This is a genomic window from Chthonobacter rhizosphaerae, from assembly GCF_013839525.1.
Classification (GTDB): domain Bacteria; phylum Pseudomonadota; class Alphaproteobacteria; order Rhizobiales; family Pleomorphomonadaceae; genus Chthonobacter; species Chthonobacter rhizosphaerae.
Genome location: NZ_JACDIS010000011.1, coordinates 117733 through 134599 on the forward strand (window position 1 = coordinate 117733; position 16867 = coordinate 134599).

The following is a 16867-nucleotide window of genomic DNA, read 5'->3' on the forward strand; positions in this document are numbered from 1 at the left end:
GCCGCGGCGGATCCCCGAACCCGGTCCCCGAACCACCTCATGACATTTCCGTTATCCAGCCGGGTCGGTCCTGGTTTCGCCCCATCGCGCCCATAGGTGCCCTGGAAAGAGCCGCCCTTTTGCCGCGCCCGGCCCGCCGGGCGCCGGTTTGCAATCACCGGCGTATGGTGAAAATCTAAGGGGCCGACGCTTCGGGAGGAACGCCGTTGACGTGGATGGGACCGAGACTGACACGCCTTTCCGGCTTCGGCCGCCTTCTGGCCGCCCTCCTCGTCGGCCTATCGCTGGCGGCGCCCGCCGCGGCCGCCGACGGGCCGGTCTGGCGGCACGCGACCGCGCTCGCCGGCACCCCGAAGTACGGGCCCGACGCCAGGCACTTCGACTATGTGAACCCCGCCGCCCCGAAGGGCGGCACCGTGCGCCTCGGCGGCGCGGGGCAGACCTTCGACACGCTCAACCCCATCCTGCCGAAGGGCGTGCCGGCCGACGGGCTCGGCCTCGTGCACGAGACGCTGATGACCTCGTCCCTGGACGAGCTCGACATCTCGGCCATGTACGGCCTCCTCGCCGAAGCCATCTCCCACCCGGACGACTATTCGTCCGTCAGCTTCCGCCTCCGGCCCGAGGCGCGCTGGCAAGACGGCCAGCCGGTGACGCCGGAGGACGTGATCTGGTCGTTCGACAAGTTGAAGGCGCTCAACCCCACCCAGCGCTTCTACTACCAGCATGTGGTGAAGGCGGAGAAGACCGGCGAGCGCGAGGTGACCTTCACGTTCGACGAGACCGGCAACCGCGAGCTGCCGCACATCGTCGGCCAGCTCCTCGTCCTGCCGAAGCACTGGTGGGAGGGCAAGGACGCGAGCGGCAACCAGCGCTCGATCGAGAACGGCACCCTGGAGCCGCCGCTCGGCTCCGGCCCCTACCGGATCGCCCGCGTGGACGCCGGGCGCAGCGTCACCTACGAGCGTGTGCCGGACTACTGGGGCGCCGACCTGATGGTGAACGTCGGCACGAACAACTTCGACCGGCTGTCCTATGAATACTACCGGGACCTGACGGTGGAGTTCGAGGCCTTCAAGGCCGACAAGATCGACTACTGGACCGAGAACGAGGCCAAGCGCTGGAACACCGGCTACGACATCCCGCCGGTGAGGGACGGCCGCATCATCAAGGAGGCGGTGGAGCTGGAGCAGGTCAGCGGCGTGATGGTGGGCTTCATCCCGAACATCCGCCGGCCGCTGTTCCAGGACCGCCGCGTCCGGCAGGCGCTTAACTACGCGTTCGACTTCGAGGAGCTCAACAAGACGCTCTTCTACGGCCAGTACCAGCGGATCGACAGCTTCTTCTACGGCATCCCGCTCGCCTCCGCCGGCCTGCCGCAAGGCCAGGAGCTGGAGATCCTGGAGAAGGTGCGCGAACAGGTGCCCGCCGAGGTGTTCACGCAGCCCTACGCCAACCCGGTCGGCGGCACGCCGGAGAACGTGCGCAACAACCTGCGGCGGGCGGTGGAGCTGTTCCGGGAGGCGGGCTATCGCCTGGAAGGCAACCGGATGATCGGCCCGGACGGCCGGCCGGTGGAGTTCGAACTCCTCCTCAACGGCCCGACCATCGAGCGGGTCGCCCTTCCTTACGCCCAGTCGCTGAAGCGCATCGGCGTGACCATGACAATCCGGTCGGTGGACAGCAACCAGTTCATCACCAGGGTCCGCTCCCGCGACTACGACATGATCTATTCGGGCTGGGGCCAGTCCATGTCGCCCGGCAACGAGCAGATGAACTACTGGGGCTCGGCGGCGGCGGACAGCGAGAGCTCGAGCAACTACGCCGGCATCAAGGACCCGGCGGTGGACGCGCTCATCCGCGAGGTGGTGTTCGCCAAGGACCGCGCCACGCTGGAGGCCGCCACGCGGGCGCTCGACCGGGTGCTCCTCGGCAACCAGTTCGTGATCCCGAGCTATACGATCCTGACCGACCGCATCGCCTACTGGAACCGCTTCAGCCACCCGGACCCGCTGCCGCGGTTCGACGTGGGCTTCCCGACGGTCTGGTGGTTCGATGCCGACAAGGCCGCCAAGACCGGCGGAGGAGGCTGATGGACCGGACGACCCCGCATGCCGCCCCCTTCGGCGCCCTCACCCGGCGCCGCCTCCTGCAGCTCTCCGGAACCGCGGCGCTCGCCGCCGCGGCGTCCCTGCCGCCGTTCCGGGTGGCGCAGGCCGGCGCCACGAGCCACGGGCTCAGCGTCTTCGGCGATCTCCGGTACCCGCCGGACTTCACCCACTTTCCGTACGCGAACCCTGACGCCCCGAAGGGCGGCCGCTTCGTCTTCTCGGTGCCGAACTGGGCCCTCAACCAGGACACCCAGACCTTCGACACCCTGCACACCCTCGTCCTGAAGGGCAGCGCACCGCCGCGCAGCACCATCATCTACGACAGCCTGATGGTGCGCGGCCTCGACGAGCCGGATGCGCTCTACGGGCTCGTCGCCGCGTCCGTGACCGTCTCCGACGACGGCAACACCTTCACCTTCGCGCTCCGACCCGAGGCGCGCTTCCACGACGGCACGCGCCTCACCGCCGAGGACGCCGCCTTCAGCTACATGATCCTGAAGGAGAAGGGCCACCCGACCCTCGCGGAGGGCCTGCGCGAGCTCGTCGCCGTGGAGGCGATCGACGCCGGGGTCCTGGAGCTGGTCTTCTCCGGCAAGCAGAGCCTCTCGGCCCCCCTCGACGCCGCCACCTACCCGATCCTGCCGAAGGCCTACTGGGAGGGACGCGACTTCGAAGCCTCCACCCTGGAGCCGCCGCTCGGATCCGGCCCCTACCGGATCGGCCGGTTCGCGGTCGGGCGCTTCATCGAATACGACCTCGTCGACGACTACTGGGCCAAGGACCTGCCGGTCAACGTGGGCCAGAACAACTTCGGCACGCTGCGGATCGAGTTCTACCGGGAGCGGCAGGCGGAGTTCGAGGCCTTCAAGAAGGGCGAGATCCACTACCGGCAGGAGTTCACCTCCAAGACCTGGGCGACCGAATACACCTTCCCGGCGCTCGTGGAGGGCCGGGTGGTCAAGCGCGAGGTGCCGTCGGAGGCGATCCCGTCGATCCAGGGCACCTTCTTCAACCTGCGCCGGCCGATCTTCTCCGACCCGCGCACCCGCGAGGCGCTCGGCCTGCCGTTCGACTTCGAGTGGACGAACAAGAACCTCTTCTACGGCATCTACCAGCGCCAGACGTCCTTCTTCCAGAAGTCGCCCTACGCCGCCGAAGGACCGATTCCGCCCGAAGAGGCCGCGCTCCTGGAGCCGTTCCGGGCGAACCTGCCGGCCGGCGCCTTCGGCGAGCCGGTGTCGCCGCCGGTGTCCGACGGCTCCGGCCGCGACCGCGCGCTCCTGCGCCGGGCCGGAGACCTCCTGACCGAAGCCGGCTGGCGCCGCGAGGGCGGCCGGTTCGCGTCCGCGGACGGCAAGCCGCTGGACGTGGAGATCCTGGTGGAATCGGCCATCTGGGAGCGGGTACTCGGCCCCTACGTCCAGAACCTGAAGGCGATCGGCGTCGGCGCGACCATCCGGGTGGTGGACGCCAGCCAATACCAGGCGCGCACCAACGCGTTCGACTTCGACATGACGATCCGGGCCTTCAACCTCGGCGCCACGCCGGTGGAAAGCCTGGACGCCTTCTTCCATTCCAGGCTGGCGGACCGTCCCGGATCCTACAACCTCAGCGGCATCGCCCATCCGGCGATCGACGCCCTGATCGAGCGCGCCGGCAAGGTGAAGAGCCGCGAGGAGCTCCAGACCACCGTGCGGGCGCTCGACCGGGTGCTGCGCGCCTTGCATGTCTGGATTCCGAACTGGTACTCCTCCGTCCACCGGGTGGTCCACTGGGACATGCTCGGCTGGCCGGAGATGAAGCCCGCCTATGGCTTTCCGGTGGAAAGCACCTGGTGGATCGACGCCGCCAAGGCCGCGGCGATCGGCAAGGGCTGAGGCCGGGGCGAGGCGGGGCAGGCCCGGCCCCGCCGGGTCCGGCCCCCATACAGCAAGGACACGGCACCGCCCATGGGCGCATACATCCTCCGTCGGCTTCTCCTGATGATCCCGACCCTGATCGGCATCATGGCGATCAACTTCGTGGTCGTGCAGTTCGCCCCGGGCGGCCCGGTGGAGCAGATCATCGCCCGCCTCCAGGGGACCGACGTGTCCGCCACCGAGCGCTTCTCCGGCGGTGGCGGCGATTTCTCCGGCGTCCAGCCGGGTTCCGAGCAGGGCGGCAACACGTCCACCTACCGGGGCGCCCAGGGGCTCGACCCGGCCTTCATCGCGGAACTGGAGCGGGAGTTCGGCTTCGACAAGCCGCCGCTGGAGCGGTTCGGCCTGATGCTCTGGAACTATGCGCGGTTCGACTTCGGCGAAAGCTTCTTCCGCGACGTGTCGGTGATCGATCTCATCCTGGAGAAGATGCCCGTCTCCATTTCGCTCGGGCTCTGGATGACGCTCCTGTCCTATGGCATCTCGATCCCGCTCGGCATCGCCAAGGCGGTCCGGGACGGCTCGCGCTTCGACGTCTGGACCTCCGCCGTCATCGTGGTGGGCTACGCGGTGCCGGGGTTCCTGTTCGCCGTTCTCCTCATCGTGCTGTTCGCCGGCGGCAACTTCCTCGACATCTTCCCGCTCCGGGGGCTGACGTCGGACAACTGGGAGCAGCTGTCCTGGCCGGAGCGGATCCTCGACTACTTCTGGCACCTGGCGCTGCCGCTCACCGCCATGGCGCTCTCCGCCTTCGCGACCTCGACGCTCCTCGTCAAGAACTCCTTCCTGGACGAGATCCGCAAGCAGTACGTGCTGACCGCCCGCATGAAGGGCCTGGCGGAGCGCGCGGTCCTCTACCGGCACGTCTTCCGCAACGCCATGCTGATCGTGATCGCCGGCTTCCCGGGCGCTTTCATCGGCGCCTTCTTCGCCGGTTCGCTCCTCATCGAGCAGATCTTCTCGCTCGACGGGCTCGGCCTTCTCGGCTTCGAATCCGTCATCCAGCGCGATTACGCGGTGGTGTTCGCCACCCTCTACATCTTCTCCCTGATCGGCCTGATCGTCGGCCTCATCTCCGACCTTACCTACACCTGGATCGATCCCCGGATCGACTTCGAGAGCCGGGAGGTCTGAGCCATGGACGCGACCACCCGCCCGCCGACGGCGCGCACCAAGAAGCCCTTCCTGTCGCCGCTGAACCAGCGCCGGCTCGCCAACTTCAAGGCCAACCGGCGCGGCTACTGGTCGTTCTGGATCTTCATGGTCCTGTTCGTCTTCACGCTCTTCGCCGAACTGATCGCCAACGACCGGCCGCTGGTCGCATCCTACAAGGGCGAGATCCTCTATCCGGTGCTCGTCGACTATCCGGAGGAGAAGTTCGGCGGCTTCCTCGCCACCACGGACTTCCGCGATCCCTTCATCCAGGACGAGATCCTCGCCAACGGCTGGATGGTGTGGCCGCCGGTCCGCTATTCCTACCGGACGGTCAACGCCCAGATGCCGACGCCGGCGCCGGCACCGCCGGCCTTCCTGCTCTCGCGCGAGGAGCGCTGCCGGGCCTATCCGCAGGGCGTCGAGGACAAGAACTGCGTGGCCGGCAACTTCAACTGGCTGGGCACAGACGACCAGGGCCGCGACGTGGTCGCGCGCCTCATCTACGGCTTCCGCATCTCGGTGCTGTTCGGCCTGACGCTCGCCATCGTGTCCTCGGCGATCGGCATCGCGGCGGGCGCGGTCCAGGGCTATTTCGGCGGCTGGGTGGACCTCCTGTTCCAGCGCTTCATCGAGATCTGGAGCGCCGTGCCGACGCTCTATCTCCTGATCATCCTCTCCAGCGTGGTGGCGCCGAGCTTCTGGATTCTCCTCGGCATCCTGCTGCTCTTCTCCTGGGTGTCGCTGGTCGGCGTCGTCCGGGCGGAATTCCTGCGCGGGCGAAACTTCGAATACATCACCGCCGCCCGGGCCCTCGGCGTCTCCAACCTCACCATCATGTGGCGGCATCTGTTGCCGAACGCCATGGTGGCGACGCTCACCTTCATGCCCTTCATCCTCAACGGCTCGATCACGACCCTCACGTCGCTCGACTTCCTCGGCTTCGGCCTGCCGCCCGGGTCGCCGTCCCTCGGCGAACTCCTCGCCCAGGGCAAGTCAAACCTGCAGGCGCCCTGGCTCGGCCTCACCGGCTTCTTCGTCATCGCCATCATGCTAAGCTTGCTGATCTTCGTCGGCGAGGCGGTCCGCGACGCCTTCGACCCGCGCAAGACGTTCCGCTGAGGAGGCGCGCGATGAACAAGGTGGTCAGGCGGGAGATACTGGCAGGCGACCTTCCGGCGTCGGTGCGCGGCGACATCGATCCGACCCACCGGGTCGAGATCGTCGTCCGCGACCTTGACGGCGGTGTCGTGCCGTCAGGCCGTTTCACGCGTTTCTTCGCCGCGGGCAGGTCCACCTACGGCTCCGCCGACGAGATCGTCGCCCACGTGCGCCAGATCCGAGACGGCGACGGAATGAGCGGGGCCGACTAGGGTGCCCTCGTCGGCCACCGTCTATTTCGATACGAACGTTTTCATCCTCGCCTACGAGGGCGCGGGGAAGACGTCCGCTCCGGCGCGCCGATTGCTGGCGGCCGTCGAGACCGGCGCCATTGCGGCCGCCACATCCGCGGTAACCCTTGCGGAAACGCTCGCCGGTGCGTTCAAGGCTGCCGACCGGGACCTCGCCGACCTCTACCGGACTATCCTGGCCGACGGGCCGGGCTTCACGTTGCAGCCGATCGATCTTGCGGTTCTCGAGCGCGCCGCCTTGCTCAGAGCCGCTTACGACGGCCTGAAGCTGCCGGACGCCATTCACCTGGCGACCGCGCTCTGCCACGGGTGCACCCACCTGGCCACCGCCGACCGGCGACTGCCGGTTCCGGACGGCCTGGACCGTGTTCTCGTCGAAGAGGCTGCGGTCGATCTTCTCCTTGGATCCCTGCCATGACCTCCCCCCTCCTTTCCGTCCGCGACCTGTCGGTCGAATTCGCCCAGGGCGACCGCACGACCCTGGCGGTGGACCGGGTCTCCTTCGACCTCGCCAAGGGCGAGACGCTGGCGATCGTGGGCGAATCCGGGTCCGGCAAGTCGGTCACGGCCATGTCCGTCGTCCGGCTGCTCAACTATCCGGCCGCCTCGCACCCGTCCGGCCGGATCCTGTTCGACGGCGAGGATCTCCTGACGGCGTCGGACGCGGCGCTCCGCAAGGTGCGCGGCAACCGGATCACCATGGTGTTCCAGGAGCCGATGACCTCGCTCAACCCGCTCCACACCATCGAGCGGCAGATCGGCGAGATCCTCTCCATCCACAAGGGCCTCGGCGAGAGCGCCGCGCGCCGGCGCACCGTCGAACTCCTCACCGAAGTGGGCATCCAGGACCCGGAGACGCGCCTCTCCGCCTATCCGCACCAGCTCTCCGGCGGCCAGCGACAGCGCGTCATGATCGCCATGGCGCTCGCCAACGAGCCGGACCTCCTGATCGCCGACGAGCCCACCACGGCCCTCGACGTCACCGTGCAGGCGCAGATCCTCCAGCTCCTGAAGGACCTGCAGGCGCGGCTCGGCATGGCCATCCTCTTCATCACCCACGACCTCGGCATCGTGGAGCGGTTCGCCGACACCGTGTGCGTGATGACCAGGGGCCAGATCGTCGAGAAGGGCCCCACCCGGACGGTGTTCGCCGACCCGCAGCACGCCTACACCCGCCACCTCCTCGCCGCCGCGCCGCGGGGCGAGCCGCCGGTCGCCGACCCGTCGGCCCCGGTGGTCATGGAAGCGGACGACCTGAAGGTCTGGTTCCCGATCCGCCGGGGGTTCCTGAAGCGCACCGTCGGCCACATCAAGGCCGTGGACGGCGTCTCGGTCACGGTGCGCGCCGGCCAGACCCTCGGCATCGTGGGCGAATCCGGGTCCGGCAAGACCACCCTCGGCCTCGCCCTCCTGCGCCTCATCGGCAGCGAGGGGCGGATCGCCTTCACGGGCCGGGTCATCCAGGGCCTGAAGTCGAACCAGATGCGGCCCCTCCGGCGCGACATCCAAGTGGTGTTCCAGGATCCGTTCGGCTCGCTCAGCCCGCGCATGTCGGTCGCCGACATCATCGGCGAGGGCCTTCTCGTCCACGCCCGCGACCTCTCGGCGGGCGAACGCGAACGGCGGGTGATCCAGGCCCTGGAGGAGGTCGGTCTCGATCCGGACACCCGCCACCGCTATCCCCACGAGTTCTCCGGCGGCCAGCGCCAGCGCATCGCCATCGCGCGTGCGATGGCGCTCAATCCGAAGTTCGTCATGCTGGACGAGCCGACCTCCGCCCTCGACATGAGCGTCCAGGCCCAGGTGGTCGACCTGCTGCGCGACCTGCAGCGCCGGCACGGGCTCGCCTACCTGTTCATTTCGCACGACCTGAAGGTCGTGAAGGCGCTCGCCAACGATCTCGTGGTCATGCGCCACGGCAAGGTGGTGGAGGCCGGCCCCGCCGCCGAGGTGTTCGCCGCCCCGAAGCAGCCCTACACCCAGGCCCTCCTCGCCGCCGCCTTCAAGCTGGAGACCGCCCCCGTCGGCATCGTGCGGGAGTAGCACCGCACGGGCGACCGGGCCCTGACCCCCTCGACAGGGCGGCCTCGTCGTGGCACCTGTCGGGCCATGTCCTTCACACCGCCCCACGCCAAGATCTGCGGCCTGTCCACGCCCGAGGCCCTCGACTGGGCGATCGACGCCGGAGCCGACGGGATCGGCCTCGTCCATTTCCCGAAGAGCCCGCGCCACGTGCCGCTGGAGGCACTGCCGGCGCTCGCCGCCCATGCGCGCGGCCGGGCCGCGGTGGTGCTCCTGACGGTCGACGCGGACGACGCGCTTCTCGACGCGCTGGTCGCCGCCGCCGCGCCCGACATCCTGCAACTGCACGGCCGCGAGACGCCGGAGCGGGTCGCGGCCGTCAGGGCCCGCCACGGGCGGCCGGTCATGAAGGCGCTCGGCATCGGGACGGCGGACGACCTTGCGGCCGCCGGCGCCTTCGAGAGCGTCGCCGACCTCCTGCTCTTCGACGCCAAGCCGCCGAAGGACGCCACGCGCCCGGGCGGCCTCGGCGTGCCGTTCGACTGGTCGCTGCTCGGCTCCCACCGGGGCGCGACGCCCTTCTTGCTTTCGGGCGGCCTGACGCCTACCAACGTCGCCGACGCGATCGCGGCCGTGCGGCCGGCGGGCGTCGACGTGTCGTCCGGGGTGGAGAGCGCGCCGGGCGTCAAGGATGGAGCCCTGATCCGCGCCTTCATGGCCGCCGTGGAGGCGGGCCGGCGCGCGGCCGGCGGCGAAGGAGAGACCCGATGACCGTGAAGCCCAATTCGTTCCGCACCGGGCCCGACGAGCGCGGCCATTTCGGCATCTTCGGCGGCCGCTATGTGGCCGAGACCCTGATGCCGCTGATCCTGGAGCTCGATGCCGCCTACGAGGCCGCCAAGCGGGACCCCGGCTTCCAGGCCGAGCTCGATGCCCTCCACGCCACCTACACCGGCCGGCCGAGCCCGCTCTATTTCGCCGAGCGGCTGACCGCCCATCTCGGCGGCGCCAAGATCTACTTCAAGCGCGACGAGCTCAACCACACCGGCAGCCACAAGATCAACAACTGCCTCGGCCAGATCCTGCTCGCCCGGCGCATGGGCAAGACCCGCATCATCGCCGAGACCGGCGCCGGCCAGCACGGCGTCGCGTCGGCCACCGTCTGCGCCCGTTTCGGTTTCCCGTGCGAGGTCTACATGGGGGCGACCGACGTGCAGCGTCAGGCGCCGAACGTGTTCCGCATGAAGCTCTTGGGCGCCACGGTGCACCCGGTGACCGCGGGCCACGGCACCCTCAAGGACGCCATGAACGAGGCGCTCCGCGACTGGGTGACCAACGTGGAGAGCACCTACTACCTGATCGGCACCGCCGCCGGCCCGCATCCCTATCCGGCCATGGTGCGCGACTTCCAGTCGGTGATCGGCAAGGAGACCCGCGAGCAGATCCTCGCCGCCGAAGGCCGCCTGCCGGACGTGCTGGTCGCCGCCGTCGGGGGCGGCTCCAACGCCATCGGGCTGTTCCATCCCTTCCTCGACGACGACGGCGTGGCCATCTACGGGGTGGAGGCCGGCGGCCATGGGCTCGACGTCCACAACGGCCACGCGGCCTCGCTCACCGGCGGCCGGCCCGGCGTCCTCCACGGCAACCGCACCTACCTCTTGCAGGACGACGACGGCCAGATCCTGGAGGGCCACTCCATCTCGGCCGGCCTCGACTATCCGGGCATCGGGCCGGAGCATTCCTTCCTGAAGGACACCGGCCGGGTCACCTACGTGCCGATCACCGACGAGGAGACCCTGGAGGCCTTCCAGCTCCTCACCAAGGTGGAGGGCATCATCCCGGCGCTCGAACCGGCGCACGCCCTCGCCCAGGTCGTCAAGCTCGCGCCGACCCTCGACAAGGACCAGATCATCGTCATGAACCTCTGCGGCCGCGGCGACAAGGACGTCTTCACCGTCGGCAAGCTGCTCGGCTTCGATCTCTGAGGACCATGCCGATGTCCATTCCCACGCACCGCCCCGTCACCCGCATCGACGCCAAGGTGGCCGCCGTCAAGGCGGAAGGCCGGCCGGCCCTCGTCACCTTCGTGACGGCCGGCGACCCGGACTACGACACGTCGCTCCAGATCCTGAAGGCGCTTCCCAAGGCCGGGGCGGACATCGTGGAGTTCGGCATGCCCTTCTCCGACCCGATGGCCGAGGGCCCGCCGATCCAGGCGGCGACCCTCCGGGCCCTCAAGGCCGGGCAGACCATGGCGAGGACGCTCGACATGGTCCGCGCCTTCCGGGCCGAGGACGACGCGACGCCCATCGTCCTCATGGGCTACTACAACCCGATCTATTCCTACGGGGTCGACCGCTTCCTCGCCGACGCCAAGGCGGCCGGGGTCGACGGCCTCATCATCGTCGACCTGCCGCCGGAGGAGGACGAGGAGCTCTGCCTGCCGGCGCTCGCCGCGGGCGTCTCCTTCATCCGCCTCGCCACCCCGACGACGGACGACAGGCGCCTGCCGGCCGTCCTCGCCAACACGTCGGGCTTCGTCTACTACGTGTCGATCACCGGCATCACCGGCGCGGGCTCCGCCGATCCCACCCGGGTCGCCGAGGCGGTCGCGCGGATCAAGCGCCACACCGATCTGCCGGTGATGGTGGGCTTCGGCGTCAAGACGCCCGCCCAGGCGGCCGCCATCGGGGCGGCGGCGGACGGCGTGGTGGTCGGCTCCGCCCTCGTCAACGTGGTGCGCGACAGCCTCGACGGCGAGGGCCGCGCCACCGCCGGCACCGTGGAGGCGGTGGCCGGGCTCGTCCGGGCGCTCGCCGAAGGCGTGCGGTCGGCAAGGCCGGTGGCGGCCGAATAGGTCCGATAGGCCTTCCCGCCGCGCCGGCCGCCCGCCGGGGCGGCCTTGATTTCGCCGCCCCCTTGTGAAATCCCGGACGAAGGCGCATGTCCTCTCGTCAAGCGTACCGGAACAGGGTCCCTCTCCCGTGAACTGGATCAACAACGTCGTCCGCCCCAAGATCCGCTCCCTCATCTACCCGAAGAAGGAGGTGCCGGAGAACCTGTGGGTGAAGTGTCCCGAGACCGGCGAGATGGTCTTCCACCGGGACCTGGAGGCGAACCAGTGGGTGGTGCCGAACTCCGGCTACCACATGCGGATCGCGCCGGACAAGCGGCTGGAACTGCTGTTCGACGACGGCGCGGTGGAGACCGTCGGGCTGCCGGGCGTGCCGCAGGATCCCTTGAAGTTCCGCGACGAGAAACGCTACACCGACCGCCTGAAGGACGCCAAGGTGAAGACCGGCCGCGAGGACGCGGTGCTCGTCGGCGCCGGCCGGCTCGAGACGATCCCGGTGGTCGCCGCGGTCCAGGACTTCGACTTCATGGGCGGCTCGCTCGGCATGGCGGCCGGCGAGGCCATCATCACCGGCGTCGAGACGGCGGTCGCCCGGCGCACGCCCTTCATCCTGTTCACCGCCTCCGGCGGCGCCCGCATGCAGGAGGGCATCCTGTCGCTGATGCAGATGCCCCGCACCACCGTGGCGGTGGAGATGCTGCGCGAGGCGGGCCTGCCCTACATTGTGGTGCTCACCAACCCGACCATGGGCGGCGTCACGGCGTCCTACGCCATGCTGGGCGACATCCAGATCGCCGAGCCCGGCGCCCTCATCGGCTTCGCCGGTCCGCGGGTGATCGAGCAGACCATCCGGGAGAAGCTGCCGGACGGCTTCCAGCGGGCGGAATACCTCCTCGACCACGGCATGGTCGACATGGTGGTGCACCGGCACGAGCTCCGGTCCACCCTCGGGCGGCTCGTGCGCCTGCTCGGCCCGCAGCCGGCGGCCGTGGAGGAGACCGCGCCGGCGGCCCAGGCCTTCGCGGCCGAGTGACGGAACCGATGGGGCCGCCGCCGGCGGCCGCGCGCCACGCCGGCCCCGCCGCCAAAGGGGAGGGCGTCAGCGGGGGCGGCGTTTTCGCCTGTGGCGTCCGGGGGTGAAGCACTGTATCGGTCCCCCGAGACTGCGCCACCGGACCTGACGGCGCGGACGAGGAATAGCCGGACCGCCATCATGACCAGAAGCCTCGCCATCATCGACAGGCTGGCCGCCCTTCACCCGAAGGGATACGACCTGACGCTCGGGCGCATCCAGCGCCTCCTGAAGGCGCTCGGCTCGCCGGAGACGCGGATCCCGCCCGTCTTCCACGTGGCCGGCACCAACGGCAAGGGCTCGACCGTGGCGTTCCTGCGCGCCATCCTGGAGGCCGCCGGCCTGCGGGTGCACACGGACACCTCGCCCCATCTCGTGTCCTACAACGAGCGCTACCGGCTCGCGACCGGGCCGGGCACGAGCGCCTTCGTGGACGACGACCGGTTCGCCGACGCCCTCGCGCGGGCCGAGGCGGCGAACGGCCAGGAGCCCATCACGCTGTTCGAACTCCTCACCGCGGCCGGCTTCCTGCTCTTCGCCGAGACGCCGGCGGACGTGGTTCTCTTGGAGGTCGGCCTCGGCGGCCGGTTCGACAGCACCAACGTCATCGACGAGCCGCTCGTCTCGGTGATCACCTCCATCTCGCTCGACCATCAAGCCTTTCTCGGCGACACGGTGGAGAAGATCGCCTTCGAGAAGGCCGGCATCATCAAGGGCGGCCGGCCGGTGGTGCTGAGCCCCAACGGCGACAGCATCCGGGAGGTGTTCGAGCGCGTGGTCCGGGACGTGAAGGCCGGGCCGCTTTACGTGGGCGGCCAGGACTTCACCGCCTTCGAGGAGCACGGCCGCCTGGTCTTCCAGGACGCGGACGGCCTTCTCGACCTGCCGCTGCCGCGCCTTCTCGGCCGGCACCAGATCCAGAACGCCGGCACCGCCATCGCGGCGATCCGGGCGAGCGGGCTCGACATCCCGACGCGCGCCTTCGAGACCGGCCTGGAGACTGTGGACTGGCCCGCGCGCCTGCAGCGGCTCACCCACGGCGCCCTCGTGACGGCCGCCCCGGCCGGATCGGAGGTCTGGCTCGACGGCGGCCACAATCCGGGCGCCGGCGAGGTGGTGGCGAGCGCCATGGCGGACCTGGAGGATCGCCTGCCGAGGCCGCTCTTCCTCATCGCCGGCATGCTGACCACCAAGGACCCGGCCGGCTTCTTCGGCCCGTTCGCCGGGCTGGTGCGCCACGTCTTCACGGTGCCGATCCCGCAGTCGGAAGCCGCCTGGGCGCCCGAGCCGCTCGCCGAGGCGGCCATCGCCGCCGGCCTCTCCGCCCAGCCGGTGAGCGGTCCGGAGGAGGCCCTCCGGCTTCTCGGCGAGGGCTGGCAGTTCGAGCGCTCGCCGCGGATCCTGATCTGCGGCTCGCTCTATCTCGCCGGCGACGTCCTGGCGCTCAACGGCACGCCGCCGCGCTGACGGATCCGTCCGTCGTCGCGCGCGTCAACCACGTTCTTAATAAATCATATACCACGCCGTTCCGGCCCGGCCCGGTCGCTTGCCGCCCCGCCGCCGCTCCGGTAGACCTTGACGAGCCGGACCGTCGGCGCCGCCCGGCCCTGTCCGCATGTCCGGTTCCCCTCGGACGGAGCCGTCGGCGTCCGGCGAGCGCCCGTGATCCAGGACTTCCGCGCGCCGCGCCCGGAGGTCGGCAGCCGACGTGAGGAGCCGAGGGAGTGCTCGCCCGCATACTCGCCGCAGCCGAGCGCGTCGGTGTCCACCCGGCCATGCTGGGAGCCTTGTTTTCGCTCTCCATCAAGGTGCTCGGATCCGTGATGACGCTGTTCGTGTTCGCCGTGGCGGCGCGCGGCATGTCCATGGACGACTTCGGCTATCTGGCCGTGACCTTCAACGTGGTGGCCTTCCTGGCGGTGGTCGGCGTCCTCGGCCAGGACACCATGATCCTCAGGAACTGGGCCGAGACCCGCGGCCAGAACGACGATCGGGCGAGTTGGGGCGCCTATCTGTTCGGCGGCCGGATCGCGATCGTCTCCGGCCTCCTGTTCGCGCTCGCCTTCGCGGCCTTCTGCGTCCTTCACGCGCCCTATGACGAGGCCCACCTCCTGCCGCTGCCGACGGAGCCCGGCACCATCGCGGCGGCGGCGGCCTTCCTGTTCGCCCAGGTGGTCCTCCACTACACGTCCCATGCGTCGCGGGTGATCTGCGGCATCGCGGTGGCCGAGCCGAACCGGGAGATCACCTGGCGGCTGATCCTGGTGGTTGTGTTCGTCACCGTGGCGGCCCTCGACCCGGCGGACGCCGTGATGGCCTTCTTCGCCGCCGCGGCCTTCGGGGCGCTCATCGCCGCCGCCATCCAGACGTGGGCGACCCTGCGGACCATTCCGGCCGCCATCCGGTCGGCACCGCCGGTGGTCCGGGCGCGCGAATGGACGCGCCGCACGGTCGGCATGGTGTCCTCCGCCGGCGCGGAGGCGGCGAGCCAGTATGCCGAAGTGGTGATCGTCGGCGCGGTCACGTCCCCGGCGGTCTCCGCCGGCTATTTCGTGGTCGCCCGCCTCGCCAACGTGTTCCCGATGATCGGCACGGGCCTCCACGGCTACTCGTCGTCGCGCTTCTCCAACCTCTACTACGCCGGCCGGCGCGCGGAGGCCCAGCAGCTCCTCGCCAGGGTGATGCTCGTCGCCATCGGCCTCGTCGGCCTCCTCGCCCTGGTGGTGGTGTTCGCCGGCAAGCCGCTGCTCGGGCTGTTCGGCCCCACCTACGTGGAGGAGTATCCCACCCTCCTGGTGCTCTCCCTCGGCACCGCCTTCGCGGCCCTGATGGGCCCGGGCCCCGGCGTCATGCTGATGACCGGCCACGAGCTCCTCTATTCGCGGGTGCTGATCTTCTCCGTTCTGGGGCGCGCCGCGGCCCTCGCGGTGCTCGCCCCCGCCTACGGCACGCTCGGCGCCGCCGTCGCGGTGGTGGCGGTGTCGGCCCCGCTCTCGCTCGGCATCGCGATCTTCTGCCGGCTGCGCGTCGGCATCGACGCGTCCGTGTTCGGCGTCTTCCTGCCGCCCCGGCCGGCGCTCCCCGCGGCCGAACCGGCCGGCTGAGGCCGCGTCCGCCCGCCGGCCGCCTGACGCCGAACCCGGTCAGGGCAACCCCAGCGCCTCCAGGATCGCCGGGTCGGGCTCGCCGGTGCGTTCGTCCACGAGGCCGAAGCCGTCCCGGAACTCCCAGTGGGTCCAACCGATGCAGGCCGTCTCGGCGGCGGTCCGGACGGCGGCGATCCAGGCCGCCCGGTCGGCCGGCGGCGCGGTGAACCGCAGGACGCCGAACTCGCCCACCACAACAGGTCGGCGCGCGGACGCGCTCCAGCGCGACACCGCCTGGAACACCGCCGCGATCCGCGCCCCGTCCCACCGTTCCCCATAGGCCTCGCGCACCAGGTCGGCCGCGTCCGGCCGGCCGATCAGCTCCATGCCGGCCGCCACCTCGCGCAGCGGCCGGTCGTCCGGCCCGGCCGGGAACGGCACCTCGGCGAGCGCCGCCAGCGGATCGTCTCCCATCCAGGTGGCGCCCTGGTGGGTGAAGGCCATCGGGTCGTAGTAGTGGACCGCATAGACCACGTTCGGGTCGTCGAGGGGCGGGCGGTCCATCAGCGGCTCCACCCGCTGAGGGCCGGCCGGTCCGACCACCAGGGTGTGCTCCGGCAGGGCGCGGCGCAGCCGGGCCGCGAGCCGGCGGCTGTCGCCGTCCCAGCGCTCCGCGTCCACGGGCGGCTCGTTGAGGAGTTCGGGAAAGACGAGGCCGGCCGGCCGCGCCGCGACCAGCGGCGCCAGCCGGTCCCAGGCAGCCTCGATCTGGCCGACGGCCCCGTCCGGGTCGGCCGCATAAAGCTCCGCGATCCGACCGGAAGGGTGCAGGTCCAGCACCACGGCGGTGTCGAGCGCGATCAGCCGGTCGAGAACGCGGGCGATCTGGTCGAGCCGATCGGCGGTCCGCTCCGGCGCCGCGAAGGCGGGCATCAGGTCCTCCGCCGGCACCGGCAGGCGGACGTGGGTCATGCCGAGCCGGCGGAGCTCCTCCAGAAGCCCCGGCGCCGGCTCGCGTTCGTTCCGGGTGTCGATCCAGCCGGTCAGGTTGTAGCCGCGGGCGAGCCGGGCGAGCCGGTCGGCCGGGACGGCGAACGCGGCTGCGCAGGCGGCGCCGGTGCGGTCGGCCGGGCGGGCCGGCGCGGGGGCGAGCGCCACGGCCACAAGGACTGCGCCGGCGGCGATCCGGAGGCGGGCGCCGCGACCGGCTCCCGGTCGGCGCGGGCTCGGTCGCGCCAC

General features: G+C 70.5%; 14 protein-coding genes. 13 read left to right on the top strand and 1 reads right to left on the bottom strand.

The window, feature by feature from the left end; translation table 11 throughout:
• The first annotated feature begins 215 nt into the window (after nucleotides 1–215).
• The 13 genes from HND91_RS18065 (at nucleotide 216) to HND91_RS18125 (ending at nucleotide 15646) form a co-directional block, all read left to right on the top strand.
• Nucleotides 216–2093 carry an extracellular solute-binding protein gene (locus tag HND91_RS18065; RefSeq protein WP_181708000.1) on the top strand — a complete coding sequence of 626 codons (1878 nt, stop codon included), beginning with the start codon at nucleotides 216–218 and terminating at the stop codon, nucleotides 2091–2093.
• Nucleotides 2093–3988 (top strand): extracellular solute-binding protein, encoded by a 1896-nt coding sequence (locus HND91_RS18070; RefSeq protein WP_181708001.1) that lies wholly within the window; start codon nucleotides 2093–2095, stop codon nucleotides 3986–3988. Before HND91_RS18065 ends, HND91_RS18070 begins: the two co-directional genes overlap by 1 nt.
• 72 nt (nucleotides 3989–4060) lie before the next feature.
• Complete coding sequence (locus HND91_RS18075) at nucleotides 4061–5164, top strand: microcin C ABC transporter permease YejB (protein ID WP_181708002.1); 1104 nt, start codon at nucleotides 4061–4063, stop codon at nucleotides 5162–5164.
• 3 nt (nucleotides 5165–5167) lie between these two features.
• Nucleotides 5168–6304 carry an ABC transporter permease gene (locus tag HND91_RS18080; protein ID WP_181708003.1) on the top strand — a complete coding sequence of 379 codons (1137 nt, stop codon included), beginning with the start codon at nucleotides 5168–5170 and terminating at the stop codon, nucleotides 6302–6304.
• Nucleotides 6305–6315: 11 nt separating this feature from the next.
• A complete protein-coding gene (locus HND91_RS18085) occupies nucleotides 6316–6555 on the top strand; it encodes an SH2 domain-containing protein (protein WP_181708004.1) in 240 nt (79 codons plus the stop codon).
• A 1-nt stretch (nucleotide 6556) separates the two neighbouring features.
• Complete coding sequence (locus HND91_RS18090; protein ID WP_181708005.1) at nucleotides 6557–7012, top strand: PIN domain-containing protein; 456 nt, start codon at nucleotides 6557–6559, stop codon at nucleotides 7010–7012.
• The gene (locus HND91_RS18095) at nucleotides 7000–8637 is read left to right on the top strand and encodes a dipeptide ABC transporter ATP-binding protein (RefSeq protein WP_181708035.1); all 1638 of its coding nucleotides are present in this window, start codon (nucleotides 7000–7002) and stop codon (nucleotides 8635–8637) included. Before HND91_RS18090 ends, HND91_RS18095 begins: the two co-directional genes overlap by 13 nt.
• A gap of 66 nt (nucleotides 8638–8703) precedes the next feature.
• Nucleotides 8704–9387, top strand: coding sequence for a phosphoribosylanthranilate isomerase (locus tag HND91_RS18100; RefSeq protein WP_181708006.1), 684 nt, complete (start codon nucleotides 8704–8706; stop codon nucleotides 9385–9387).
• Nucleotides 9384–10601 carry a tryptophan synthase subunit beta gene (gene trpB, locus HND91_RS18105; protein WP_181708007.1) on the top strand — a complete coding sequence of 406 codons (1218 nt, stop codon included), beginning with the start codon at nucleotides 9384–9386 and terminating at the stop codon, nucleotides 10599–10601. The genes HND91_RS18100 and trpB overlap by 4 nt, the downstream gene beginning before the upstream one ends.
• An 11-nt stretch (nucleotides 10602–10612) precedes the next feature.
• Nucleotides 10613–11473 (top strand): tryptophan synthase subunit alpha, encoded by an 861-nt coding sequence (gene trpA / locus HND91_RS18110; protein WP_181708008.1) that lies wholly within the window; start codon nucleotides 10613–10615, stop codon nucleotides 11471–11473.
• Between the two features lie 127 nt (nucleotides 11474–11600).
• Nucleotides 11601–12503 (top strand): acetyl-CoA carboxylase, carboxyltransferase subunit beta, encoded by a 903-nt coding sequence (gene accD, locus HND91_RS18115; protein ID WP_181708009.1) that lies wholly within the window; start codon nucleotides 11601–11603, stop codon nucleotides 12501–12503.
• A gap of 180 nt (nucleotides 12504–12683) precedes the next feature.
• Nucleotides 12684–14009 (top strand): bifunctional folylpolyglutamate synthase/dihydrofolate synthase, encoded by a 1326-nt coding sequence (locus HND91_RS18120; protein ID WP_181708010.1) that lies wholly within the window; start codon nucleotides 12684–12686, stop codon nucleotides 14007–14009.
• Nucleotides 14010–14266: 257 nt separating this feature from the next.
• The gene (locus tag HND91_RS18125; RefSeq protein WP_181708011.1) at nucleotides 14267–15646 is read left to right on the top strand and encodes a lipopolysaccharide biosynthesis protein; all 1380 of its coding nucleotides are present in this window, start codon (nucleotides 14267–14269) and stop codon (nucleotides 15644–15646) included.
• Between the two features lie 39 nt (nucleotides 15647–15685).
• Here the strand turns inward: HND91_RS18125 and HND91_RS18130 are convergent, their stop codons facing one another.
• Nucleotides 15686–16867, bottom strand: a complete 1182-nt coding sequence (locus HND91_RS18130) for a cellulase family glycosylhydrolase (protein ID WP_181708012.1) — start codon at nucleotides 16865–16867, stop codon at nucleotides 15686–15688.